Raw genomic sequence first — 23922 nt, 5'->3', positions numbered from 1 at the left:
AGACGAGCACCAGGAAGCCGCCGTAGGTGGTGCCCTCCCGCGACCCGTCGGCGGGGCGATCGTGACGTCCACCTTCGCGGTGCCGCCTGCCGGGACGGTGACCGTGCTCGTCGAGAAGGACACCCGCGATTCCTCGCTGAAGAGGTCGGGGTCGTTCTGCCAAGCCTCGTCGTCTGCGGGATCGATGCCCGAGGAGACCGCATCGATGTGGCTGAGCGACCAGGTCACTGGCTCGTCACCCGTGTTGGTCAGCGTCAGCTTCTGCGTGAACGGGCCGTCCTGGCCCTCACCGGCGGAGATCTTCGAGGGGAGATCAGCGTGGTCGCCCCGATGGCCTTGTCGATCTGGATCAGGCCGGAACCCTGTCGGTGGGTCGCATCCAGAACCTCGAACCCCTCGGCGAGGGCCTCAGGGGACAGGCTCGGGGCCGAGGTGTTCTGCAGCCTGGTGAGCACCTGGTCGGGCGTCAGGCCAGGATCCGACTCGAGCATCAGCGCGACCGCACCCGCGACGTGCGGCGAAGCCATCGACGTGCCGGAGTTCGTGAGGTAGCCGCCCTGCTCCAGCGGATAGGTGGAGTAGATCGAGCCGCCCGGCGCGCCCAGGTCGGGCTTGAGGGTCAGATCGGCGGCGAGCCCCCACGACGAGAAGTCGGAGATCATCCCACCGGAGGGTTGGGCTCCTCCACCTCGGTGCCGGGACGGTGACCTTCAGGTTCCGGGGAGCCCGGCGACGATCGCCAGGCCGCTGGCCTGGGACACCGTCACGACCGGGATGGTGATGGCGGTGTCGCCCTCGACCGTCGCGCTGATGTGGCCGGGCGCATTGTTGTAGATGACCAGCGCCTTCGCTCCTGCCTTCTGCGCGATCAGTGCCTTGTCGTGGAACGGGCAGCCACCGCGCGACACGACGGCCACCTTGCCTGCCACGTTGCCGCCGGCGCTGCAGCCGAGCGGATCGGTCATGGCGGCGGCGACCGTCCCGTCGACCGTGGAACCGATGTCGGGGAACCGGCGGCGGGCAGGTACCCTGCCGAGATCGGCTCGCCGGTGGTGCCGGTGAACACGATCTCGCTCAGGCGCACGGCGACGTTGTCGTAGGAGGCGACACCGATGGCGTGGCGCGAGACGCCGGGCGAACCGGCGGACTGGGTGAAGTAGTCGCCCTCGTTGCCCGCCGAGGTGACGACCACGATGCCGTTGCGCCACAGGCGGTCGGCGGCGGTGCCGGTCGGGTACTGGGGCCAGGTCTCGAAGGCTGCCCCGAGGCTCATGTTGATGACGTCCATGCCGTCGGCCTCGGCGCGCTCCATGGCGGAGAGGATGATGTCGGTGTCGGTCGAACCCTCGCAGCCGAAGACGCGGTATGCGCCGAGCGTGACGTTGGGTGCAACGCCCTTGAAGTCATCGTCGGCTCCGACGATGCCAGCGACGTGCGTGCCGTGCCCCTCGCAGTCGTCGGGGTTGCCGTCCGGCTTAGGGATCGGGTTGTAGCCGTCCGAGGCGGGATCGGCGTTGTAGTCATCGCCGACGAAGTCGTAGCCGTAGGCGACCCGCGCAGTGGGGAAGGTGGTGCCGCCGTTCGTGCCGCTTCCACCGAAGGCCGGGTGGTCGTAGTCGATGCCGGTGTCGATGACGCCGACCTTGATGCCCTCGCCCGTGAGGCCGAGCTCACTGCGTGCGATGTCGGCCCCGGTCATCGTGCCTGCCGTGAACATGGCAGGGGAGGCATTCTGTGACTTCGGAACCTCCACGGGGATCACCGGGAACAGGTTCTTCACGCCTGGGAGCTCGGCCAGTAGCTGGGCAGCCTCGGCGTCCGCCTCGACGGTGACGCCGTTGAACAGCGTGGTGTAGTGCCGCGCGATCCGGTTGGCCCTGCCGACGCCCCTCGCCTTTGTGGTGAAGTCGCGCTGCTGGCGCTCGATCGTGCTGCGGTTCCCACCCGTCGAGGTCGGTTCGCTCTCCAGCTCGATGAACCACTTCTTCGTGTTGACGAACTGCTTGGTCAGGTCCTTCGTGTCGGTCGATCCCCGCGGATCGTGACCCGGCCGTCCTCACCCGGGGCGCCGAACGCGGCGCCGGGGTGAGGACGAGCGCCGAGGCCACGACCGCCACGGCGCACCGCCGGAGTCGTCTGCTCTGTGCCATGTAACTGGCCCTTCTTCTAGGCGTGAGAGCCTCAACCTAGCCGGGAGGTGAGTCAATCCCGTGGACATCCGGCGATTCCTCCGCGCTCACCCTGCGGGTCATGTCGGGGCCGGCTGCCGGGAGCGGGGAAAAATAATGCCCGGGAACGCGTTAGGCGTCCCCGGGCATCCCCCAAAATCCGGCAGTGCACTTCCGGAAGTCGCAAGGGGAGTTCCTCGACGGCATCGCCGCGAAGCCCCCTCGACAACCAATTCTGCTCGCTGTGGCGCGCCTTGGCCACCCTCCGACCACCAGTTTCCCAGGCGGCCACTACCGGGTTTTCGGGGCGCTACCAGGGTTACCGGCCTGGGTTGGCCCGGTGGGCGACGCGGGGGAAGCTTGAGCGACCGAACACCTCCGGAAAGGAGAGGCCGTGAGTATCCCGGAACCCGTGGCGCCCCAGCCCGACGAGCCCGACCGGCCGACCTGCAACGAGACCCGGAGGGACCCGGCCAGGAGCCTGACGGCGGGCGGGTGCCCCGATGATCATCGAGGACTGACCGCACCTCCTATGCGGCGGGGTCGGCGTCCTGGAACTGGGTCCGTGACGTCATGCCCAGCTTGGTCAGGGCGTTGTGGACGTGGTACTCCGCCGTCCGCACGGTGACGAAGAGATGGGTGGCGATCTCGCGGTTGCTGAGCCCCTTCGCGGCCAGCAGCGCCACCTCGCGCTCGCGGGTCGTCAGCTTCGCCATCCTGCCCAGCACCGAGGTCGGGTCGCCCGACGGGGTCGAGGGCCGCATCCGGCGCGCCAACGCCGAGAGCCGGTCGCGCCAGGCGGCGGCGCCGTTGGTGTTGAGGGCGTCGATGGCGTCGTCCAGGAGGGCGGTGAGCTCCAGCGGGGAGGCGCGTCGTCCGTGATCACGGCCGACGCCCAGTCCTCCGCGAGCACGAAGCCGTAGACCTTCAGCGACGCGCCCTCGTTCGACCGGGCCTGGGCCCGCAGGTGCCGGGCGGCCGTCACGAACCACCCGCGCCGTTCATCGCCGTCGGTGAGGAGCGCTTCGGCGTGTGCAAGGGCGTAGGCGTGCGCCTGGGCCTCGTAGGGGCCACCTCCAGGTCGGCCCGGGCCACCGCGGCCTCCGCGGCGTTGCCTGCGGCCAGGTGCGCCCTGACCCGGAGCACCCCGGTGGGGAAACAACTCAGGTAGGACACGTTCGGCCAGGCCCGGTCGAGCAGCTCGGCCGTTCGCGCCGGGTCGCCTCCCGCGGCGATGTCGGCCCATGCGAGTGCCACGCGCCCCATGGCGTCGCCCACGTTGTGCGGGTCGGACGAAGCTGCCTGCCAGCCGAGGTACTTCCCCACGGTCTCAGCCTCGCCCGGACGGCCGGGACGAGTGCCGCCACGGCGAACGCCTGCGCCCAGGCGGGTGACTGCAGCGAGTCGAGCGCAGAGGCCAACTGCCTGTCGGCATGGGCATGTGCCACGTCCCATGCGCCGTCGAGGAAGCAGATGTGCGCGATCGCCAGCTCCGCCTGGGCCCGGACGGCCGGGAGCTGGTAGGCGGCCACCTGTGCGAGGTCAGCCCTCGCGGCCGCAAGGTCGCCGGTTGCGTACCTCAGGATGCCCGTGAGCGCGGGCAGCAGCGGCAGGAGCAGCGCCGCCACGGGGGATCGTCCTGCATCCGCTCGGCCAGGATCTGCAGGGGCTCGATGCGGAGGTGTGCCGGAACCGTGTCGTCGAGCAGGACGAGCAGCAGCTCCAGCGAGGCGGCGTTCATCCTGAGCTCGACGGCCGAGTGCGGCTCGGCGGCCTCCAGCGTGGCGGCCCGCAGCCGGAGCGGGTCGACGAAGGCCGCGAATCCGCCGATGGCCTCCGGGATCGCACCGAGGGTCGCCTGCAGCGCCACCTGGATGGCGGCGTGCGCGATCACGACGAGATCCCGATGATCCTCGACCATGCCTGCGTCGATTCCGAGGAGCCGGTCGACCGCGGCGCGGACCCCGATGCCCGGCAGGTCGAGGATCGTCAGGGCTGCGGTGCGGGCGGGGAGGCGGCCATGGTGGCCACTACGTCGGCCACGTCCATCAGGCGGGAGGGACGCCCTGACCGGAGGGCGGCGAGGACCACCTCGATCTTCATGGCCGGGTCGAGGCGGGAGGCGTGGCGCGCCACCCTGAGGGCCAGTGTCAGGTCGTTGGCGATGTAGGCACCCACCAGTTGCCCGTGCAGTTCGGCAGCGACCTCCGGCACCTCGGCCGCGTCGATCGCCGCGACGCGGTGCTCGAGCCCCTCCAACCCGGTGAGGGTTCCGGCCAGTGCTGCATGTGAGAGTCTCGCCTCAGTCCACGGCACGGCATCCCTGATGACCCGCGCGGCGAGCCGGTGTCGCAGGCGCAGGGCATCGGCTGGGGCGCGTTCGACCAGGCCGGTGGCGAGCAGCGACCCGGTGTCGGTGTCGGGAAGGCCGCGGAGTCGTAGGAGGTGGGTCAGCTGCGGTGTGGTCAGCTGGCCGGACTGGGCGAGAGCGAGCAGCGCGCCGCGTGCTCCCGCGGGCAGCGTCCCGAGGGCGCCGACCACGTGTTGCCGCAGCAGGGCCCCGCCCTGGTCGGAGTTGGTGAGGCTCTGCAGGGCGCTGCGCACCGTGACGTCGGGGCCACCGAGGCGCACCTGGGTGACCAGGGAGTCGAGGAGCGTCGCGTAGCCGCCTGTCACCGCCTGGACGAGGTCGAGCGTCTCGCCCTCGATCGGCACGCCCAGCTCGGCCTTGAGGAGCGCGGCAGTCTCTCCGACGGCCATCGGCTCGACCTTCAGTACCTGCCCGCGCTCCGGGGACCGGAGGAGCAGCCCGAGCCCGTCGAGCAGCGTCCCGGTGGCGTGCGTGCTGGTGACGATGAGGCAGATCGGAAGCCGACGGAAGCGGCGCACGACCTGCCAGATCGCCACCTGGGAGGCCTGGTCCATCCACTGGGCGTCCTCGATGATGATGACCGCCGGCCCGAGGGACTCGAGCGCCCGCAGCAGGTCCTGGGCGGGGTCTTCCCCGAGGGAGACGCCGAGGCTCGCGGCCAGTTCACCCGCGGTCGACAGCGGGGCCTCCCGATCCTCCGGGTAGACGTCGACCCGGATGACCGGGAGTCTGGACGTGTTGCTGCTCCGTCGCGCGAGGGCCGACTTGCCGACGCCCTCCGGTCCGACGAGCCAGGCGACCCGGGCCCCTTCTCCGATCGCCGCGATCATTCCCGCAAGATCCTCGTACAGCTTCCCCGGCTCACCGCGCGGCCCCTCCCACCCTCGGACTTGTGCCGCAAACCTACACGCCTTGGCCGTGCCGCTCAGGTGGGTCCGAGGGCGGTCACCGTCCCATCACAATTCGATAACGGGGTGGCCTTCACGCAGGCAGGGTGCTAGCGTTAACATCAGACGTGGTCGAGCAGTGCTGATCGGCCATGGCGTAGTACGAAGGAGTGCGCGTGACCAAAATGCTTGAGCTCAGGAATGTCAGCAAGACATTCCCGGGAGTAAAGGCGCTCCAGGGGTGAACCTGGACCTGAATGCTGGAGAGGTGCTCGGCCTCTGTGGTGAGAACGGCGCCGGGAAATCCACCCTGATGAAGATCCTGACCGGAATCTACACACCCGACGAGGGCGCGGAGATCTGGCTCCAGGGCACCCAGGTCGAGGTGAAGGGCGTCAACCACGCCCGTGAGCTCGGCCTCAGCATCATCCACCAGGAACTCAACATGGTTCCCGACCTGACGGTGGCCCAGAACCTCTACATCGGGCGCCAGGGCAGTCACTCGGCAGGCGTGATCAACGACGCCAAGCTCAACGCGATGGCCGGTGACCTGTTCGACCGGCTCGGCATGAAGATCAACCCGAAGGACCACATCCGCGACCTCTCCGTCGCCCGCCAGCAGATGGTCGAGATCGCACGCGCTCTCTCCTACGACTCGCGCATCCTCGTCATGGACGAGCCGACCGCGGCGCTGACGCTCGCCGAGACCGATGCGCTCTTCGGCATGATCCGCGACTTCATCACACCCGAGACCGGGCTGATCTACATCTCCCACCGGATGCCGGAGATCGAGGAGATCACAGACCGTGTCTCCGTGCTCCGCGACGGCCAGTTCGTGGGCACCGTCGTCACGAAGGACGTGGAGATCCGCGAGATCATCTCGATGATGGTCGGCCGTGAGGTGTCGGGTGACGCCAGGCCCCGCACGAAGGTCGAGAGCGACGAGGTCGTTCTGAAGGTGGAGAACCTCAGTACCCGCAAGCTCCTGCATGACATCAACTTCGAGGTCCGCAAGGGCGAGGTGCTCGGCTTCGCCGGCCTGATGGGCGCCGGCCGCACCGAGGTCGCGCGCTGCGTCTTCGGCGCCGACCCGCGGCAGTCGGGTGACGTCTACCTCCACGGGAAGAAGCTCCGCATCCGCGGCGCCGCCGATGCGGTGCGGGCAGGCATCGGATACCTCTCGGAGGACCGCAAGCAGTACGGTCTCCTGCTCGACCAGGACGTCAAGGCCAACACCGTGATGGCCGCCATGCGCGACTTCAACATCGGTGGCTTTGTCCTCGACGGCAGGATCCGCACCGTCGGCACCGAGTACTCCTCCAAGCTCCGGGTCAAGACCCCAACGTCAACCAGCTTCTCGGGAAACTCTCGGGCGGCAACCAGCAGAAGGTCGTCATCGCCAAGTGGCTCGTGCGCAACTGCGACGTGCTCATCTTCGACGAGCCGACCCGCGGTATCGACGTCGGAGCGAAGGAAGAGATCTACGAGCTCATCGAGCAGCTCTCCGAGCAGGGCAAGGCGATCGTCGTGATCTCCTCCGAGCTGCCCGAGGTGCTGCGCGTGTCACACCGCATCGCCGTGATGGCCCACGGCCTCATCACCGGCGTCCTCGACAACAAGGACGCCACCCAGGAAAACATCATGGAGCTCGCCACCGTCGGCAAGGCTCCGGGAAAGGAACCGCAGCGTGAGCACCACCGCCACCTCGCCCAAGATTGAAGAAGCCTCCAGCGGATCGCCGGTGTCCCGGTTCCTGAAGTCCTCACTGCAGCAGGTGTTCGTCTTCGCGGCCCTCGTCGCGATCTACATCTTCTTCATGATCTTCGCGCCCAACTTCGCGCAGCCGAGCATTGCGCTGGACATCGTGCAACAGTCGGCCTACATCGGTGTGATGGCGCTCGGCGCCACCTTCGTGATCGCCACCGGCGGCATCGACCTGTCCGCCGGCACCGGCATGACCCTGGTCGCCGTCATGGCGGGTGTGTTCATGGCTGGCGACCGGATGAACCTGCCCTTCGGGCTCGGGCTGATCCTCGTCCTGGCGTTCGGCGCCCTCGTCGGCCTCATCAACGGCCTCAACGTCTCCGTGCTCGGGTTGCCCCCTTCATCGCGACGCTCGCCATGATGATGGTCGCCCGTGGCCTCGCCCTCATCATCTCCGGCGCCTCGTCGATCACCATCGCGAATCCCGACTTCAAGTACTTCGCGTCAGGCCAGCTGATCCCCGGCGTCGCCAACGCCGTCCTGATCTTCGTGCTCCTCGCGGTGGTGGCGTGGTTCCTCCTGAACAAGACCCTGCTCGGACGTTACGCGCTGGCCATCGGCTCCAATGAGGAGGCCACGCGCCTCTCCGGCGTCAACGTCAAGCTCTGGAAGACCCTGGTCTACGTGACCGCAGGCATCTTCATCGCCTTCGGCGCCCTGCTGTACTCGGGCCGTTTCGGCTTCGTGCAGCCCGCCGAGGGCGTCGGCTTCGAGCTCAACGTGATCGCGGCCGTGGTCATCGGCGGCACCTCGCTCGCCGGTGGCCGCGCCAACATCCTCGGCACCGTCGTCGGCGCCCTGATCATGGAGACCCTCAAGAAGGGCCTGCAGATGATGGGCATCGCGCAGGAATGGCAACTGGTCGTCACCGGCATCGTCGTCCTGATCGCCGTCTTCGTGGACATCCTGAGGCGCAAGCGCGCCTCCGCCGTCTAGGCACTGTCGCCCGGACCACAACTGAATAAACAAATGTTTGGGGACGTTCTCCCAACGACCGAAAGGAATCCGCAATGCGCATGCTGCGCTCCGCCCTCGCCGCCTCGGCCGTGCTCGTGCTCGGTCTGTCGGCCTGCTCGACCTCGGCACCGACCGGCTCGCCCTCGGCACCGGCACCCCAGGAGACGACCACCGCCCCTACCACGGCACCCACCACGCCCACCGAGTCGGCGGCCCCCGGCGACGGCGAAATCCCCAAGGGCGACGGCACCCAGACCATCTACCTCGTCTCCAAGGGCTTCCAGCACCGCTTCTGGCAGGCCGTGAAGGAGGGCGCCGAGCAGGCTGGCGCCGAGTACAACTACAAGATCCAGTTCGTCGGCCCCGACGATGAGACCAAGGTCACCCAGCAGCTCGACCAGCTGAAGACCGCTCTCGACTCGAAGCCCGCAGCCATCGGCTTCGCCGCCCTCGACACGGGTGCCGCCGAGCCGGTGCTCGCGCAGATCGAGGCCGCCAAGATCCCGCTGATCGCGTTCGACTCCGGCGTCGACTCGGACCTGCCGCTCACCACCGTGCAGACCGACAACTACGCCGCAGCCGAGGAGGCCGCCAAGCACATGGCCGAACTGGTCGGCAACAAGGGCACCATCGGGCTCGTCTGCCACGACCAGACCTCGCAGACCGGCAAGCAGCGCTGCGACGGGTTCCAGGACTGGATGAAGACCAACGCCCCCGACATCAAGGTCCTCGACCCCCAGTTCGCCGGTGAGGTCGGCCTCGCCGCCAACACCGCCAAGGCCATGATCCAGGCCAACCCCGATATCGTCGGCGTCTACGGCTCCAACGAGGCCGCAGCCACCGGCGCCGTCCAGGGTGCCATCGAGTCCGGCAAGACCGTCACGGTCGTCGGCTTCGACTCCGGCAAGACCCAGCTCGACGCCATCCGCAACGGCCAGATGGCGGGCGCCATCACCCAGTCGCCGGTCAAGATGGGCTACGAGACCGTCACCGCCGCGATCAAGGCCATCAACGGCCAGGAGCTGCCGAAGATCATCGACTCCGGCTTCGCCTGGTACGACAAGAACAACATCGACGATCCCGCGATCGCCGCGAACCTCTACGAGTGAGTAACCGGTGGGGTGGGCCGCAGGGCCCACCCCACCCCACACCCCACCCCACATCGCGCCCCCGCAGCACTGCCCGGCCTGCGGTCCCCGTGCCGTCCAGCCGGACAACATTTTCCTCTTCACCAGAACAAGCACTCAAGAAGGTGTGATCCGTGTCCAACTACCCCAAGATCGGGATCCGACCCATCATCGACGGCCGACGCCGCGGCGTCCGCGAGAGCCTCGAGGATCAGACGATGAATATGGCCAAGCGGGTGGCTGCGCTCTATGAATCGGAGCTGCGCTACCCTGACGGCACGCCCGTCCAGGTGGTGATCGCAGACAGCACCATCGGTGGTGTCGCCGAGGCGCAGGCGGCAGGCGTCAAGTTCCGCCGCGAGAATGTCGGTCTCACCCTCTCGGTCACCCCCTGCTGGTGCTACGGCACCGAGACGGTGGACATGGATCGCAACATGCCGCACGCCATCTGGGCTTCAACGGCTCCGAGCGTCCCGGCGCCGTGTACCTGGCGGCCGCCCTCGCCGGTCACGCCCAGCTCGGCATCCCGGCCTTCGGCATCTACGGAGAGAACGTCCTCGACGCAGATGACGAGACCATCCCCGAGGCCGAGAAGGAGCGCCTCCTCTCCTACGCGCGTGCCGGCCTCGCCGTCGCGCAGATGCGCCACCAGGCCTACCTCGCCATGGGTGGTGTCTCGATGGGCATCGCAGGCTCCGTCGTCAAGGACGAGTTCTGGGTCAAGTACCTCGGCATGCGCAACGAGTACATCGACATGTCCGAGTTCGACCGCCGCGTCCGCGAGGAGATCTTCGACAAGGACGAGTACGAGGTGGCTTACGCGTGGGTGCGGGCCAACCTGAAGCAGGGGCGCGACTTCAACCCCGCAGACCAGCGGATGGACGACCAGCACGAGGCGTGGTGGGAGTACTGCACGAAGATGACGCTGATCGCGCGTGACCTGATGGTCGGTAACCCGCGTCTTGCCGAGCTCGGCTTCGGCGAGGAGGCCAACGGCCACGGCGCCCTCGTGGCAGGCTTCCAGGGCCAGCGTCAGTGGACCGACGGAATGCCCAACGGTGACCTGATGGAGACCATCCTCAACACCACGTTCGACTGGAACGGCAAGCGTGCGCCCTACATGCTGGCCACGGAGAACGACTCCCTCAACGGCGCTTCGATGCTGTTCAACCACCTGCTCACCAACAAGTCGCAGCTGTTCTCCGACGTGCGTACCTTCTGGAGCTCCGAGGCCGTCGAGCGTGTCACGGGCCACAAGCTTGAGGGCCGCGCCGCCGGTGGCGTCATCGACCTGCGCAACTCGGGCTCGACCACCCTTGACGGCACCTTCGCCGCCACCCAGGACGGCGAGAACGTCATCAAGAACTGGTGGGACCTCACCGACGAGGACTGCCAGGCCATGCTCGACGCCACGGAGTTCCACCCGGCCAACGTGGGTTACTTCCGCGGCGGCGGCTTCTCGACGCACTTCCGCTCCGCGGGCGAGGTGCCGGTCACGATGTGCCGCATCAACCTGGTCGACGGGCTCGGCCCGGTCCTCCAGATCGCCGAGGGCTACACCGTCGAACTGCCCGACGAGGTGGCCACGACCATCGAGCTGCGCACCGACCCCGCATGGCCGACCACCTGGTTCGTCCCGAACCTCACCGGCGGGGGCGCCTTCACCAGCGTCTACGAGGTGATGAACCAGTGGGGCGCCAACCACGGTGCGATCTCGTACGGCCACATCGGCGCCGACCTGATCACCCTGGCCTCGATGCTGCGCATCCCGGTCAACATGCACAACGTGCCTGAGGAGAAGATCTTCCGGCCGAAGGTGTGGGCATCGTTCGGCACGAAGGACCTCGAGGGTGCGGACTTCCGCGCCTGCGCCAACTTCGGACCGCTGTACGCCTGATCAACCCCGCCCTGGGTCGCCCGGCAGCCTCGGCCGCCGGGCGACCCAGGGCGTCCCATCTCACCCAAACCGACCAAGGAGCCCCCGTGTCCGTCACCGTCCTCGCCGTCGACCTCGGTTCGTCGTCCGGCCGCATCGTCGCAGGCACCTTCCACGAGGGCCGCATCGACGAGGTTGAGGTCCGCCGGTTCCCGCATGAGGCGCGCCTCGTCGACGGATATCTGAGTTGGGATCTCGACTACATCGGTGACGAGGTCATCGCGGGCCTCCGTGACGCCGTCCGGATGTTCCCCGACGCCATCAGCGTCTCGGTCGACACGTGGGGAGTCGACCACGTGGCGCTCGGGGCTGACGGGGAGCCGGTGACCCCCGGGCGGGCCTACCGTGACGAGCGGACCAACCGCACACTGCCCGCCTACACGGCGCGGCTCGATGAGGAGACCGCCTGGGCGGCGACGGGGATCGCCCCTGCGGTCATCAACACCAGCAATCAGCTCTTCGCGTTCATCGCGGAGGAGCCCGAGGCCGCCGCGCGGACCGAGCGCGTGCTGTTCCTCGCCGACTACTTCACCTACCTGCTGAGCGGCCGCCTCGGGTGGTCCCGTTCGCCCGCGTCCACCTCGGGCCTGTGCGTCCCGGGTGCCGACGCCTTCTCCGACGAGGTGATGGAGGCCCTCGGGATCCCCAGGAACTGGTTCGGTGATCCCGCGCCGGAGCATGTCGTCGCCGGGCCGTGCGTCGTCGAGGGCCTCGAGTCTCTCACCGTGGTGCGGGCGGGAGGCCATGACACCGCATGCGCCGTCCACGCCCTCCAGCGCGACCTCGACCGGGACGCCTACTTCCTGAGCTGCGGCTCGTGGTCGGTTCTCGGAGTGCTGCGGGACGACCCGCTGCTCTCGCCGGAGGCCAGGGCGCTCGGGCTCTCCAACGAGGCGCAGGCCGACGCCGGCCTCCGCCCACTGTTCAACCTCACCGGCATGTGGATCCTGCAGGAGTGCCAGCGCCAGTGGCGCGCCGAGGGACGCACGGACAACATCGTGGAGCTGATCCGGCTCGCCGAGGCAGCCCCGTCGACGGGCGTCACCATAGACACGGACGATCCGCGCTTCGTCGCTCCCGGCGGCATGGTCGACCGGATCCGTGCAGCGCTCAAGGAGACCGGGGTCGAGGGCGACCTGACGGAGGGCGGGATCGTCCGGGTCGTGCTCGAGTCGCTCGCGTCCCGCTACAGCAGGGCCATCGACGCCCTCAACGAACTCACCGGCGTCCAGGTGCCTCAGCTCAACCTCGTCGGGGGCGGGTCGCGGAACGCGCTGCTGTGCCAGCTGACCGCCGACGCCCTCGGGATCCCCGTCGTGGCCGGTCCGGTCGAGGCATCTGTCCTCGGCTCGATGCTGGCCCAGCTCGAGGTGATGGGCAGCCTCGATCCGGTCGACCGCAACGCCGTCATCGGGGCGAGCGCATCCACCGTCACGTACCGGCCCCGCAGATGAACCCGGCCGTGAAGCGGGTGAAGCTCCGCGACGTGGCCGACATGGCGGGCGTGTCGATCCAGACCGTCTCCCGCGTCGTCCGCGGCGTGGACGCGGTCGCAGACGAGACCCGCGAGCGGGTCATGGCGGCGGTGCAGGAGTTGAACTACCAGCCGAACCTGGCCGCCAGATCGCTCTCGGCGCACCGCACCGGCTCGGTCCACGTGATCGACGCGGTGCCGCTGTTCCATGGCCATGCCGCGACCTTCGTGGCGATCTGTCAGCAGCTCGCCGCGCTTGACCTGCACATCTCCACCACCGTCGCGCCGTTCGGGTTCAGCGAAACTCCCGACCCGCGCGACCTCGTGCCGCTGAGCGCCGACGGCATCATCATCCTCGGTGGTCGCGCCGATTCGCCGGCATGGGTGGCCGAGATCGCGGCAGCCACGCCGACGGTGGTCGTCGGCCGGGCCCACGACCTGCCCGCCACCTCGGTCGGCGTCGCCGTCGACCACAAGGAGGGGGCGAAACAGGCCGTCGCGCACCTGCTCGGGCGCGGCTCGCGTCGCATTGTGCACATCGCCGGTCCGCTGGACTGGATGGATGCCGCGCTGCGCCTCGAGGGCTACCGCGAGGCCTGTGCCGAGGCCGGGATCCCCGAGCGGGTACTGCATGCCGAATCCTGGGACGCGTCGGCCGCCTATCCCCTCATCGAAGGCCTCGAACAGGGCAGCTTCGACGGCGTGTTCGCGGCCAACGATCAGCTTGCGCTCGGCTGCCTCGGCATGCTGCAGCGGCGCGGCATCGCGATCCCGCGCGAGGTGCGGGTGGTGGGCTTCGACGACATGGCCGGAGCCGATGCACTGTTTCCCTCGCTCACGACGCTGCGCCAGGACTTCTCCCGGGTCGGTGAGCTCGCCGTTGACGCGCTCAAACTCATGCTCGAGGGGAACCGGCCGAGACGACGGTCGTCCCGGCCACCCTCATCGTCCGCGAATCAACCTGAAAGGAACACCCGTGCTCTACGGACCCATGACCCATCCCCAGCTCCTCGGTGCCCTCGGACGCGCCGGTCACGGCGGCAGGATCCTGATCGGTGACGGCAACTACCCGTCAGTGAACGGGTCAACCCGAGTGCCGAGCGGATCTACCTCAACCTGGCCCCGGCCTGCTCTCGGTGAGCCAGATCCTCGAGGTGATCAAGGAGACCATCCCGATCGAGCAGGTCGCCATCATGGTGCCCGCCGACGACGCTACCGGCGTCGAGCGCCCCGACTCCATCCCGGCCCACGACGAATACCGCGCGACGATGGCGGGCACGCCGTTCGTCGAGATCAAGCGCTGGGACTTCTACGAGGCCGCCAAGTCCAGCGACGTGACCGTCTACGTCATGTCGGGTGACCAGCGCCTGTACGCCAACGTGATGCTCACGGTGGGCGTCCGCACCAGCGACCAGTAGCCCACGGCTCAGGCCGCGACCCCGACCCCGTCCGCGGGCCGGGTCGTCGTCGTTCCGGTGGGTGCACAAGCGCGTGACGGCATCGGTTTGAATCGCGTGGAGCCCGGTGCGGCGGGGCGCCTCCTTTTGGAGGCCCGGCAAGGCTCCCGACAGTTCTGCACGTGTCCAACAGCCCTGTGGGGGCGGTTCCATCCACTGTCTCGGAGAGGGAAGGGAGATGGGCCCCGGCAGTGCCGGGGCCCATCGGTTGGTCGGGGACCTGTGCCCCGCGGGTGTGGCTCAGCCCTTGGTCAGCGGGCCGAGGGTCTTGTCGTTGGCGTACACCTCGGCCGCGTTGGCCTGGGTGACGATCACCGGCTCGAGCAGGAACGCGGGAACGATCTTGACGCCGTTGTCGTAGGACTTGTCGTCGTTGACCTCCGGGGTCTTGCCCTGCTGCAGGTCGCTGACCATCGTGATGGTGTGCTCCACGAGGGCCGTGGTGTCCTTGTAGATGGTCGAGTACTGCTCACCGGCCACGATGGACTTCACCGACTCGACCTCGGAGTCCTGTCCGGTGACGACCGGCAGTTCCTTGCCTGCGCTCCTGACCGACGTCATGGCGGCCCGGGCGAGGGTGTCGTTCGGGGACAGGATGCCGTGCAGCTCGGTGTCGCCGCTGTAGCTGGCGCTCAGGATCGTGTCCATGCGCTTCTGCACGTTCTCGGCCTTCCAACCCTGGGTGGCGACCTGCTGGAAGGTCGTCTGGCCGGACACCACCACGAGCGTGCCCTTGTCGATCTCGGGCTGCAGGATGCTCATGGCACCGTCGAAGAAGACCTGGCTGTTGGCGTCGTCAGGGCTGCCTGCGATCAACTCGATGTTCCAGGGGCCGGAGCCGCCCTTGCGTTCCTTCAGGCCATCCAGGAGGGCGGTGCCCTGCAGCACGCCGACCTTGAAGTTGTCGTATGCGACGTAGAAGTCGACGGCCTCGGTGTTCTTCACGAGGCGGTCGTAGGCGATGATCGTGGCGCCGGCGTCCTTGGCCGCCTGGAGCTGGGTGCCGAGCTGCGAACCGTCGATGGCGCCGACGACGATGACCTTCGCGCCGTTGGTGACCATGGCCTGGATCTGGTTCTGCTGCTCGGACACGCCGCCGTTGGCGAACTGGACGTCGAACTTGAATCCGGCGTCCCCGAGGCCCGTCTTGAAGAGGTTCTCGGCGAGCACCCAGTTCTCGGACGTCTTCTGCGGCAGGGCGACGCCGATCAGGGAATCGGCGGCGAAGCCTGCAGCGGCGCCCCGGTGGGCGAGGCGGACGGCTCCCGCTCGCTTGCGGCGCAGCCGGTCAGCGCAAGCGCGCTGGCGGCGGTCACTGCGAGGAGCGCCTTGAGTGTCTTGTGCATGGGTTCCTTCTTCCTGGTTTCGGGTCCGTCGTTGTGACCCGGGATATGGAGTTGAGGTGGGTGGAGGGTCAGGGCGGGTGGTGGATGGCTCTGCCTTCACCGGATCCTGACGGCGGAAGGCACGCGTGATGAGCCCGGAGATGGAGGGCTTACCTTGGGACTTGTTGAACACATCGAAGGCGACGGCGATGAGCAGGACGAGGCCCTTGATCATCTGGGTCATGTCGGCACCGACGCCGAGCAGCTGCAGGCCGTTGTTGAGGACGGCCATCACCAGGCCGCCGATGATGGAGCCCGTGACGGTTCCGACTCCGCCCGAGACGGCCGCGCCGCCGATGAAGACAGCGGCGATCGCGTCGAGTTCCCAGTTCACACCGTCGAACGGGCCCGAGGCCGTGGAACGGGCGACGAAGATCATGCCTGCCAGCGCGGCGAGCATGGACATGTTCATCATGACGAGGAAGTTGATCTTCTTCGTCTTCACGCCGGAGAGCTCGGCGGCGTGCTTGTTGCCGCCGACGGCGTAGACATGGCGCCCGAACACCGTCCTGCTGGAGATGAAGCTGTAGATGATCACGAGCGCCACCAGGATCAACCCGCTCACGGGAATGAGGTGCCCGGCCTGCCGGAGGCGAAGGCCGTGGTGAGGTACACGATGACGCCGCCGATGAGCACGAGCTTCACGGCGGTCATCCACAGGGGCTGAGGTCGGCGCCGATGCGGGCCTGCTGCCTGCGCTTGCGGAGTGTGACGATCACGAGCACGACCAGGGCGATGAGTCCGAGAAGCAGCGTGAGGTTGTTGTATCCGGTGTCCGGGCCGATCTCCGGCAGGTAGCCCGCACCGATCTTCTGGAAGCCGGCGGCACGGGGATGGTGTTCGACTCGCCGATCCACTGGTTCATGCCGCGGAAGAGCAGCATGCCTGCGAGGGTGACGATGAACGCCGGGATGCCGACGATCGCAACCCAGAACCCCTGCCAGGCGCCGATGGCGGCGCCGATGGCGAGCCCCATGGGGATCGCGAGGGCCATGGGACGCTCCAGTCGCGCATGATGAGCGCCACCGCGATGCCGACGACGGCGGCGATCGAGCCGACCGACAGATCGATGTGGCCCGCGATGATGACGAGCACCATGCCGATCGCCAGGACCAGGATGTAGGAGTTGCCGTTGAGCAGGTTCATCAGGTTGGTGGGCGTCAACACCTTTCCGCCGGTGCGGAACTGGAAGAAGGCCACGAGTGCGATGAGTGCGAACAGCATGCCGAACTGGCGGAGATTGCCACCGAAGAACTGTCTGCGTGGTGTCATGGTTCGGTCCTGTCGGTGTGTCGGTCGATGAGGTGTTCAGGATCGATGTCCTGCTGGGTTTTGGTGGTTCCGATGGTCATCAGGCGCATCAGTGACTCCTGGTCTGCCTCGCCGCGGGCGAGGCAGCCGGTGATGCGGCCCTCAGCGATGGTGTAGATGCGGTCGCAGAGTCCGAGGAGCTCGGGGAGCTCGGAACTGATCACGATGACGCCCTTGCCGGAGCTCGCCAGGGTCTGGATGATGCCGTAGATCTCGTACTTGGCGCCCACGTCGATGCCGCGGGTCGGCTCGTCGAGAATGAGCAGCTCAGGCTGGGTGAACAGCCACTTGGAGAGGACGACCTTCTGCTGGTTTCCGCCCGAGAGCTTGGTGATGGGTTCCTTGACGCTCGGCGTCTTGGTCCGCATCTGATCCTTGTAGTGGACCGCCGCCTTGTACTGGGCGGCCTCGTCGATGACGCCCATGCGGGAGATGCGGCGCAGGTCGGCCGACACGGTGGTCTGCTCGATCGTGTCCAGCCCGTTGAAACCGAGCTGCTTGCGGTCCTCGGTGACGTAGGCCAGCCCCGCCGCGATCGCCCGTGGGACCGTCGACGTGTCGATCGGCCTACCGTCCATCACGATCTGGCCCCGAGGTAGGTGCCGTAGCCGTGCCCGAAGATCGACCTGGCCAGTTCCGTGCGGCCCGCGCCCATCAGCCCGGCGAAGCCGACGATCTCGGCGCGACGCACGTTGAAGGTCGAGCCCTTGCAGACGAGCCTGTCGGGGTATCGGGGTGGGCGACCGTCCAGTCGCTGACCTCGAAGAAGGATTCTCCGACGTTCGGTGTGTACTCGGGGAAGCGGGAGGAGAGGGGCGGCCGACCATGCCCGGATGACCCGGTCCTCGTCGATGTCGGCGGTGACGGGAACGACTCGACCGTCTTCCCGTCCCGGATGATGGTGATCGTGTCGGCGATCTCGGTGATCTCGTTGATCTTGTGGCTGATCATGATGCAGGTGACCCCGCGCGCCTTCAGCCCACGCAGCAGATCGAGCAGGTGGGCCGAGTCGGTTTCATTCAGCGCGGCCGTCGGCTCGTCCAGAATGAGGAGCCGCACGTTCTTGCTCATCGCCTTGGCGATCTCGACCAGTTGCTGCTTGCCGACGCCGAGGTTCTTGATGGGGTCGACGGGTTCTCGGCCAGCCCCACCCGTGCCAGGAGTTCAGTCGCCTCCCGGGTGGCCTTGGTCCAGTCGATGACGCCCCTGCGGGTGTCCTCGTTGCCGAGGAAGATGTTCTCCGTGATGGAGAGTTCGGGGATCAGAGCCAGTTCCTGGTGGATGATCACGATCCCGGCCTGCTCCGACTGCCCGATGTTGTGGAAGCTGACCGGCTGGCCGTCGAGCAGGATCTGCCCGGTGTACGTGCCGTGCGGGTAGATGCCGGAGAGGACCTTCATCAGCGTCGACTTGCCTGCACCGTTCTCGCCGCAGATCGCGTGGATCTCGCCCCTGCGCACGCGCATGGTGACGTCGTCGAGGGCCCGCACCCCTGGGAACTCCTTCGTGATGTGCGACATCTCGAGCATCATCGGATCCTCTGCCATGGACGGATCCCTTCGGCAACTGCAGCCCCGAAGGCCGGTCCCCGATGACCGGACGGTTGCTTCATGGGCTGCAGCAAACGCTAGACCCGCTCCCGGATTGGCGTCAACTAGTAAATCCAAGCGTTACCGAATCGTGACCCAGTTCCGGAGGGTGCTCCGGTCGCCATCCGGTCTTTCGGATCACCGTCCCTCGTAGCCAGCCCGCCAGCGGCCGCCCGGACGCGCCTTGGGCCGCCCCCATCGATTGAGTTCCGAATCTGAAGTCAGCATGCGGTGTGCGAGCCTTCGGGGCGCCGGAGGTTGCTAGGGTTGGAAGGTGATCGAAGTCAACGGTGCCCGGGATCGCAGACTTCTCTGCGTGAAGCCAACACCGCTGCCGTCGTCGAGGCCGTCCGGATCTACGGACAGATCACCCAGGTGGAACTCGCCTCGGTGACGGGGCTCTCCCCGGCCACCGTCTCCAACCTGGTGAAGAGCCTCCAGTCGTCCGGGGTCGTGCAGACCTCGGCGACCGTCCGCTCCGGACGCCGCGCCCAGGCCGTCTCGCTGGTGCGCTCGTCCGATCTTGCGGTGGGCGTCCATGTCGGACGCCGCTCCTTCGAGGTGCTGATCGCCGATGCCTCGTGGTCCGTTTCCGCGCAGCAGCGGCTCCCGCTCCCCGTCGAGCACCGCTACGACACCACCCTCGATCGCGTCGCCCTGCTCGTGGCCGAGTTGGCCGAGCAGGTCGGGGCCTCCATGGACGACGTCGCCGCCGTCGGTCTCGCGATCCCCGCCCCGGACGGGCTCCTCCCCGAAGGGCTTGCGGGATGGGGCGAGGTCGACGCCGTCGACGTGCTGGGGCGCAGGCTCGGCCGTCCGGTGACCGCCATCAAGGAGGCGGACGCGGTCGCTGTCGCCGAGAGCCGCTACGGTGCTCTGCGCTCGATCCCCTCAGCGCTCGTGATCAGGGCAGGCCACGCCATCGACGGTTCGATCGTGATCGGGGGCGCCCCGCACCCGGTCTCGGGTCGATCGCTGGGGCCATTGGCCACATGCGCTCCGATCCGGGTGGACGGATCTGCCGCTGCGGCGCCCGCGGCTGCCTCAACACGCTTGCCTCGGTCGAGACCCTGGCCGACCTGCTGCGGGTGACCCACGGCCAGTTGAGCCTGCGGGAGATCGTCCAGCGCGCCAACGACGGCGACGCGGGTTGCCAGCAGGCAGTGGCCCACGCCGCTGCCGCCATCGGCGCCGCGGCCGCCGACGCCGCGGTGTTGTTGGCGCCGCACCGCGTCTGCCTTTCGGGAGAACTGACGGCCACCGGAGCCGTCTTCATCGACTCGGTGCGCCGCGCCATGCGTTCGCGTCCACTGTTGCCCGATCCTGACGGGTTCGTCGTCCTCGCGGAGTGCGAGGCACCGGAGGCCAGGGGCGCGCTCGCCATCGCCGCCGACCTGGCCGAGTCTTCCCACAGAACGGAAGGATGAGGATGGATCTTTCCCGAGTACCGCTGCTCGCGTTGGCTTCCGTGACGAAGCACTTCGGGGGCGTGCAGGCGGTCGTCGACTTCAACCTGGAGGTCCACCGCGGAGAGGTGGTTGCCCTGGTCGGCGACAATGCCGCGGGCAAGTCCACGGTGGCACGGATGATCGCGGGGGTGCACCAGCCCGATGCGGGCACGATCCTGCTCGACGGCAGCCCCGTCACGATCGGCTCCGCCCAGGCCGCGTTCGGCCTCGGGATCGCCACGGTCTTCCAGGAACTCGCGCTCGTCGAGTCGCTCGATGTCACCTCCAACATCTTCCTGGGGCGTGAGGTGACGCGTGGGGCGTGCTCGAGGCCGACACGATGGGCGAACTCGCCCGCGACTACCTCGGTCGGCTCCGCACCCGGATCCCCGACCTGAAACAGCCGTTGATCGGGCTCTCGGGAGGGCAGCGGCAGTGCGTCGCCATCGCGCGCACGCTGGTCGACAACCCGCGCATCGTGGTCCTCGATGAGCCCACCGCGTCGCTGTCGGTCAGCCAGACCGCGGAGGTTCTGAGCTACATCGAGGACCTCCGCGACCGTGGGCTCGGCATCATCATGATCAGCCACAACCTGACCGACGTGCGGGCGGTCGCGGACCGCGTGGAGGTGCTCCGCCACGGCCGTAACAACGGGTCGTTCCCGACCGAGACGGCCACCTACGAGGAGATCATCGCCGCCATCACCGGCGCCACCCACACGTAGGTCACGGCCCGCCTGCGGGAAAATCTCCTCCCCGGCCGTGTCAACCTGATGGGGTGTCCAGGCCATTGAGTCGGGTGAGGAGGAGAAATGACCGAGACCGCAGCACAGGCGGATCCCTTGTCGGTGGACCAGGTGCGGGACTTCGACCGGTTCGTGAAGACCCGGTCGGGACGCCTGTACCGCGCCGCCTGGTTCCTGACCGGTGACGGCCACAAGGCCGAGGACCTGGTCCAGGCTGCCCTGGCGAAGGCGTATCCGCACTACCTGCGGGTGGCCGACGACGAGGAGTTCGAGGCCTACCTGCGCACCACCATGTACCGCACGTACATCCAGTGGTGGCGCAGGCGCTGGAACGGTGAGGTGCCAACCGGAGCGCTGCCCGAGGGCGCGACCGGGGCGGCCCGGGCCGATGCGGATCGACCTGGCCCGTGCCCTGGCCGAGCTGCCGAAGATGCAACGCGCCGTCATGGTGCTGCGCTACTACGAGGACCGGTCCGTCGGGGAGACGGCCGCGCTGCTCGGTATCTCCGAGGGATCCGTCAAGACCCACTCCTCACGGGCTGCGCCAGCCTGAGCCGCTCGACCCACCTGTCTGAGGAGGCATCATGAGTGACATCCAGAACCTGTTCCATGCGGCGGGCCCGACGATCCCGACACCGACGGGTGGGCCGAGAAGGTCCACGCCCGGCGGCGCCGCAACCGCACCGCCGCCGGCATCGCGGGCGGCGCGCTGGTCGTGGCGTTGGCGGTACCTCTCGGCATCTCGGTGCTGAACCAGCCCAACCAGAACGTGGCCAACCCCGCCGTCGGCCCGACGCCCACCCGGACCGCGACCGATGCCCCAGCGCCGACCGGCCCCGCAGCGGCCACCGCGGCCGAGGCCTGTGCCGCGGCCTCCGAGGCCACGACCGGGTGGGCCGAGCTCTCCGGCGGCGACTCCCCGGTGAAGCCCGGAGCGACCCGGGTGTGGCTGTGCGGCGACCAGATGACCGCCGGCCCCGCGGAACCCCTCACCGTGGGCGTCGACGAGCTGGCCGGCGCCTTCCTCGACTCCGGGGAGGCCGATCCCAACCAGGCCTGCACCATGGAGTACCGGCTCTCCTACACGCTCGCCTTCCAGTACGGGGACGGGACGCTCGTCCCGTTACGGGTGAGCTGCACGGCTGCCGCACCCTCAGCGACGGGGCGACCCGGCGCAGCGGCGGGGAGGAGCTCTACAACCTGGCCGTCGAGAAGTGGCAGGCCGCCCGGGAGGGGCCGAGCCCACTGCCGCACCGGCACCGGTGACCTGCGAGCAGCAGGCCTCGATGATCCCGGCCGATCTGGGCGACCTGGCCTCCCTCGCGCTGTGCGCGCCAGCCGCCGACGGCACCTGGACGGCCATCCATGACGTCGACGCCACCCTGGTCGGTGGCATCGGCAAGTCGGTGCAGGCCGACGCCGTCGCGGCCACCGACGCCGTGCTGGAGTACGGCGACTCGACGCTCATCCTGTCCGACCGCTTCGGAGGCCTGTTCTCGATGCAGGCGCTGGCAGGCGGGGCTACACCTTCTGGGCCGACGACACCTCCAAGGTGTGGACGCCCCCGCCGGGATCGCCGAGGCGCTCGCAGCCGTGCAGGGGAACTGAGCAAGCCGATCCCGGATCCGATGCAACCGAACCGGGTGCCTGAGGCGTCTAAAGAGGTATAGGAAGGGGCCGGCCCATGACACGACGACGCGTCTGCCGCTGTCTGCGGATCGCATGGGTCGGCCTCCTGCTGCTGACGGCCGCCTGGGTGGTGACGGCGTCGCTGCAGGACGGCCTCGCGGCCACCCGCGACGGCGTCCTGGCCGCCGTCAGCCACCTGGCCGGCTGAGCGGGATCAGGGGATCCGCTTGGTCCACTCCTCGGAGGAGAACTTCGTCGCCACCAGCTCGCCCGCGGCGGCCAGCTCCTCGTCGCTGTACTCCCGCCGCGTGGTGGCATACATCGACTCGAAGTGCGCCAGGAACGTCGCGATGATCTCGTCGCGGGGCAGCTGCGTCTGCGAGCGCAGCGGATCGACCCGCTTGTTGGCCGACTTGGTGCCCTTGTCGGAGAGCTTCTCGCGGCCGATCCGCAGCACCTCGAGCATCTTGTCCGCGTCGATGTCGTAGGCCATGGTCACGTGGTGGACGACGACTCCGCCGGCCACCCTGCGCTGCGCGGCGCCCGCGATCTTGCCCTTGTCGGAGGCGATGTCGTTCAGCGGCACATAGCGGGCGTTGATGCCGACCTTCGCCAGCGCCCCATCACCCACTGGTCGAGGAACTCGTAGCTGCGCTCGAAGCTCAACCCCTCCACCAGCGAGAGCGGCACCACCAGCGAGTAGGTGATGCAGTTGCCGGGCTCCATGAACATGGCGCCACCGCCGGTGATGCGGCGCACCACGTTGATGCCGTGCCGCTCGCGGCCCTCGTCGTCGATCTCGTTGCGGTACGACTGGAAGGAACCGATCACCACGAGGGGCTGGTCCCAGTCCCAGATCCGCAGGCTCGGGTTCACCTCGCCCTTGGCGAGCTCGGTGGCGAGCACCTCGTCGAGCGCGACGTGCATCCGTGGGTCCATGCTGACGGGGCCGATCACGTCGAACGTGTGATCCGACCAGTCGGTCGCGTGTCCGAGCGCGCGTCGCACCGCGATGCCGACCGCCTCGGGCGTGAAGCCGATCATCCGGACGTCATCGGCGAGCCGGGTGTTGATCGCGGAGGCCAGGTCGGCCACCGAGGACGCGGACGGCATGCCGGTGAGCGCCGCGTTGATGTCCTCGAGGGCCTCGTCGGGCTCGAGGAAGAAATCGCCGGACACGAAGGCCTGGGTGATCACCCCGTCCGTCGCCTCGACATCGACCGCCACCAACTTGCCACCAGGCACCTTGTATTCGCCACGCATGCCTCCGAGCGTAGCGACCCGACGCGCAACCGGTGCAAACCGCCCGATGCGCGGGAATCGCAGTAGCCTCCGTGACAACCCACGACGACGGTCAGAGCGTCGTGGGCCCTGAGGGAGGTGAGGCATGTCCGACATCGAGTCGTTCATCGAGGCGCGGGGCGGCGATCTGCTGCGGGCAGCGTGGATGCTGACCGGTGACTCGCACCATGCCGAGGACCTCCTCCAGACGGCGCTCGCGAAATCGCTGGGCGCCTACGCCAGGCTCGCCAACGACCACAAGTTCGAGGCGTACCTGCGCACCACGATGTACCGCACCTACATCTCCTGGTGGCGCCGGAGGAGTTGGCGTTCGGAGACCCCTCCGAGCACCTCCCGGAGTCGCAGGGGAGCGACACCACGGCCGAGTTGAGG

General features: G+C 68.3%; 28 protein-coding genes and 7 pseudogenes. 19 read left to right on the top strand and 16 right to left on the bottom strand.

Translation table 11 applies throughout. The features are described from left to right. Nucleotides 1-102: 102 nt before the first annotated feature. The 4 genes and pseudogenes from G7085_RS34575 to G7085_RS08730 form a co-directional block, all read right to left on the bottom strand. Nucleotides 103-228 (bottom strand): annotated as a pseudogene (locus tag G7085_RS34575) (hypothetical protein); the annotation flags it as partial. A 26-nt stretch (nt 229-254) separates the two neighbouring features. Next, nucleotides 255-662 carry a S8 family serine peptidase gene (locus G7085_RS29970; RefSeq protein WP_197510666.1) on the bottom strand — a complete coding sequence of 136 codons (408 nt, stop codon included), beginning with the start codon at nt 660-662 and terminating at the stop codon, nt 255-257. 48 nt (nt 663-710) lie between these two features. After that, the gene (locus G7085_RS08735; RefSeq protein ID WP_197510665.1) at nt 711-965 is read right to left on the bottom strand and encodes a PA domain-containing protein; all 255 of its coding nucleotides are present in this window, start codon (nt 963-965) and stop codon (nt 711-713) included. Continuing rightward, entirely contained in the window at nt 962-1780 is an 819-nt protein-coding gene (locus G7085_RS08730) for a S8 family serine peptidase (RefSeq protein ID WP_331715564.1), read from the bottom strand. Before G7085_RS08730 ends, G7085_RS08735 begins: the two co-directional genes overlap by 4 nt. A 91-nt stretch (nt 1781-1871) precedes the next feature. Between G7085_RS08730 and G7085_RS08725 the strand changes: the two genes are divergently transcribed. Continuing rightward, on the top strand, nt 1872-2045 hold the full coding sequence (locus G7085_RS08725; RefSeq protein ID WP_197510664.1) for a hypothetical protein: 174 nt from the start codon (nt 1872-1874) through the stop codon (nt 2043-2045). 653 nt (nt 2046-2698) lie between these two features. Here the strand turns inward: G7085_RS08725 and G7085_RS32380 are convergent. The 4 genes from G7085_RS32380 to G7085_RS08705 form a co-directional block, all read right to left on the bottom strand. Further along, nucleotides 2699-3160 (bottom strand): LuxR family transcriptional regulator, encoded by a 462-nt coding sequence (locus tag G7085_RS32380; protein WP_331715563.1) that lies wholly within the window; start codon nt 3158-3160, stop codon nt 2699-2701. Beyond that, complete coding sequence (locus tag G7085_RS08715; RefSeq protein WP_197510663.1) at nt 3150-3494, bottom strand: hypothetical protein; 345 nt, start codon at nt 3492-3494, stop codon at nt 3150-3152. Before G7085_RS08715 ends, G7085_RS32380 begins: the two co-directional genes overlap by 11 nt. Nucleotides 3495-3747: 253 nt before the next feature. Beyond that, the gene (locus G7085_RS08710) at nt 3748-4089 is read right to left on the bottom strand and encodes a hypothetical protein (protein ID WP_197510662.1); all 342 of its coding nucleotides are present in this window, start codon (nt 4087-4089) and stop codon (nt 3748-3750) included. A gap of 68 nt (nt 4090-4157) precedes the next feature. Continuing rightward, on the bottom strand, nt 4158-5369 hold the full coding sequence (locus tag G7085_RS08705) for an AAA family ATPase (protein ID WP_197510661.1): 1212 nt from the start codon (nt 5367-5369) through the stop codon (nt 4158-4160). Between the two features lie 298 nt (nt 5370-5667). On the opposite strand from G7085_RS08705, the pseudogene G7085_RS08700 reads away from it, so the two are divergent. The 9 genes and pseudogenes from G7085_RS08700 to G7085_RS08670 form a co-directional block, all read left to right on the top strand. Further along, nucleotides 5668-6636: pseudogene (locus G7085_RS08700) on the top strand (sugar ABC transporter ATP-binding protein); the annotation flags it as partial. After that, nucleotides 6600-6824, top strand: a pseudogene (locus G7085_RS32375) (hypothetical protein); the annotation flags it as partial. The pseudogenes G7085_RS08700 and G7085_RS32375, both read left to right, overlap by 37 nt. Nucleotides 6825-6953: 129 nt before the next feature. Continuing rightward, nucleotides 6954-7145 carry a hypothetical protein gene (locus G7085_RS25110; RefSeq protein ID WP_231979351.1) on the top strand — a complete coding sequence of 64 codons (192 nt, stop codon included), beginning with the start codon at nt 6954-6956 and terminating at the stop codon, nt 7143-7145. A gap of 97 nt (nt 7146-7242) precedes the next feature. Then, nucleotides 7243-8126, top strand: a pseudogene (locus G7085_RS08695) (ABC transporter permease). Nucleotides 8127-8206: 80 nt separating this feature from the next. After that, complete coding sequence (locus G7085_RS08690; protein ID WP_231979349.1) at nt 8207-9256, top strand: ABC transporter substrate-binding protein; 1050 nt, start codon at nt 8207-8209, stop codon at nt 9254-9256. A gap of 152 nt (nt 9257-9408) precedes the next feature. Continuing rightward, a pseudogene (locus G7085_RS08685) lies at nt 9409-11171 on the top strand (L-fucose isomerase). 86 nt (nt 11172-11257) lie between these two features. Next, complete coding sequence (locus G7085_RS08680) at nt 11258-12664, top strand: rhamnulokinase (protein ID WP_197510659.1); 1407 nt, start codon at nt 11258-11260, stop codon at nt 12662-12664. Between the two features lie 8 nt (nt 12665-12672). Further along, complete coding sequence (locus G7085_RS08675; protein ID WP_197510658.1) at nt 12673-13743, top strand: LacI family DNA-binding transcriptional regulator; 1071 nt, start codon at nt 12673-12675, stop codon at nt 13741-13743. A 77-nt stretch (nt 13744-13820) separates the two neighbouring features. Then, on the top strand, nt 13821-14102 hold the full coding sequence (locus G7085_RS08670) for an RbsD/FucU domain-containing protein (protein WP_331715560.1): 282 nt from the start codon (nt 13821-13823) through the stop codon (nt 14100-14102). 279 nt (nt 14103-14381) lie between these two features. On the opposite strand, the gene G7085_RS08665 is transcribed toward G7085_RS08670, so the two are convergent. From G7085_RS08665 to G7085_RS25090, 6 genes and pseudogenes are all read right to left on the bottom strand, one after another. Continuing rightward, nucleotides 14382-16091, bottom strand: coding sequence for a substrate-binding domain-containing protein (locus G7085_RS08665; protein WP_197510657.1), 1710 nt, complete (start codon nt 16089-16091; stop codon nt 14382-14384). Between the two features lie 85 nt (nt 16092-16176). Beyond that, complete coding sequence (locus G7085_RS08660) at nt 16177-16383, bottom strand: LPXTG cell wall anchor domain-containing protein (RefSeq protein ID WP_197510656.1); 207 nt, start codon at nt 16381-16383, stop codon at nt 16177-16179. 4 nt (nt 16384-16387) lie between these two features. Then, nucleotides 16388-16798, bottom strand: coding sequence for a hypothetical protein (locus tag G7085_RS08655; RefSeq protein ID WP_197510655.1), 411 nt, complete (start codon nt 16796-16798; stop codon nt 16388-16390). Beyond that, nucleotides 16795-17415, bottom strand: a complete 621-nt coding sequence (locus G7085_RS25100) for an ATP-binding cassette domain-containing protein (protein WP_231979348.1) — start codon at nt 17413-17415, stop codon at nt 16795-16797. The genes G7085_RS08655 and G7085_RS25100 overlap by 4 nt, the downstream gene beginning before the upstream one ends. 76 nt (nt 17416-17491) lie before the next feature. Beyond that, nucleotides 17492-17908, bottom strand: a complete 417-nt coding sequence (locus G7085_RS25095) for an ATP-binding cassette domain-containing protein (RefSeq protein WP_231980820.1) — start codon at nt 17906-17908, stop codon at nt 17492-17494. A 15-nt stretch (nt 17909-17923) separates the two neighbouring features. Further along, nucleotides 17924-18303 (bottom strand): annotated as a pseudogene (locus G7085_RS25090) (ATP-binding cassette domain-containing protein); the annotation flags it as partial. Between the two features lie 354 nt (nt 18304-18657). Here G7085_RS25090 and G7085_RS08645 point away from each other — a divergent pair. The 8 genes and pseudogenes from G7085_RS08645 to G7085_RS08610 all read left to right on the top strand — a co-directional run bounded on the left by G7085_RS08645 (nt 18658) and on the right by G7085_RS08610 (nt 22456). Next, nucleotides 18658-19853: pseudogene (locus tag G7085_RS08645) on the top strand (ROK family protein). A gap of 41 nt (nt 19854-19894) precedes the next feature. Continuing rightward, nucleotides 19895-20272 (top strand): ATP-binding cassette domain-containing protein, encoded by a 378-nt coding sequence (locus G7085_RS25085; RefSeq protein WP_331715558.1) that lies wholly within the window; start codon nt 19895-19897, stop codon nt 20270-20272. Next, complete coding sequence (locus G7085_RS25080) at nt 20215-20598, top strand: ATP-binding cassette domain-containing protein (RefSeq protein WP_231979346.1); 384 nt, start codon at nt 20215-20217, stop codon at nt 20596-20598. The genes G7085_RS25085 and G7085_RS25080 overlap by 58 nt, the downstream gene beginning before the upstream one ends. A gap of 87 nt (nt 20599-20685) precedes the next feature. Then, a complete protein-coding gene (locus tag G7085_RS36245) occupies nt 20686-21207 on the top strand; it encodes a sigma factor (RefSeq protein ID WP_197510653.1) in 522 nt (173 codons plus the stop codon). After that, nucleotides 21204-21371 (top strand): hypothetical protein, encoded by a 168-nt coding sequence (locus G7085_RS08625; protein WP_197510652.1) that lies wholly within the window; start codon nt 21204-21206, stop codon nt 21369-21371. Before G7085_RS36245 ends, G7085_RS08625 begins: the two co-directional genes overlap by 4 nt. Next, on the top strand, nt 21341-21988 hold the full coding sequence (locus tag G7085_RS08620) for a hypothetical protein (protein ID WP_197510651.1): 648 nt from the start codon (nt 21341-21343) through the stop codon (nt 21986-21988). Before G7085_RS08625 ends, G7085_RS08620 begins: the two co-directional genes overlap by 31 nt. Then, nucleotides 21906-22289, top strand: a complete 384-nt coding sequence (locus G7085_RS08615) for a hypothetical protein (RefSeq protein WP_197510650.1) — start codon at nt 21906-21908, stop codon at nt 22287-22289. Before G7085_RS08620 ends, G7085_RS08615 begins: the two co-directional genes overlap by 83 nt. A gap of 14 nt (nt 22290-22303) precedes the next feature. After that, on the top strand, nt 22304-22456 hold the full coding sequence (locus G7085_RS08610) for a hypothetical protein (protein WP_197510649.1): 153 nt from the start codon (nt 22304-22306) through the stop codon (nt 22454-22456). 6 nt (nt 22457-22462) lie between these two features. On the opposite strand, the gene G7085_RS25075 is transcribed toward G7085_RS08610, so the two are convergent. Further along, nucleotides 22463-22834: a lipoate--protein ligase family protein gene (locus G7085_RS25075; RefSeq protein WP_231979345.1), complete on the bottom strand. Its 372-nt coding sequence runs from the start codon at nt 22832-22834 to the stop codon at nt 22463-22465. After that, nucleotides 22825-23511: a lipoyl protein ligase domain-containing protein gene (locus G7085_RS08605; RefSeq protein ID WP_231979344.1), complete on the bottom strand. Its 687-nt coding sequence runs from the start codon at nt 23509-23511 to the stop codon at nt 22825-22827. The genes G7085_RS25075 and G7085_RS08605 overlap by 10 nt, the downstream gene beginning before the upstream one ends. A gap of 124 nt (nt 23512-23635) precedes the next feature. Here G7085_RS08605 and G7085_RS08600 point away from each other — a divergent pair, with 124 nt between their 5' ends. After that, nucleotides 23636-23920, top strand: coding sequence for a sigma factor (locus G7085_RS08600; protein WP_197510648.1), 285 nt, complete (start codon nt 23636-23638; stop codon nt 23918-23920). The last annotated feature ends 2 nt before the right edge of the window (nt 23921-23922 follow it).

Origin of the sequence: Tessaracoccus coleopterorum (assembly GCF_011174705.1) — a bacterium.
GTDB classification, from domain to species: domain Bacteria; phylum Actinomycetota; class Actinomycetes; order Propionibacteriales; family Propionibacteriaceae; genus Arachnia; species Arachnia coleopterorum.
The sequence above is the reverse complement of the archived record's forward strand: the minus strand, read 5'-3'. Positions and strand labels throughout refer to the sequence as shown.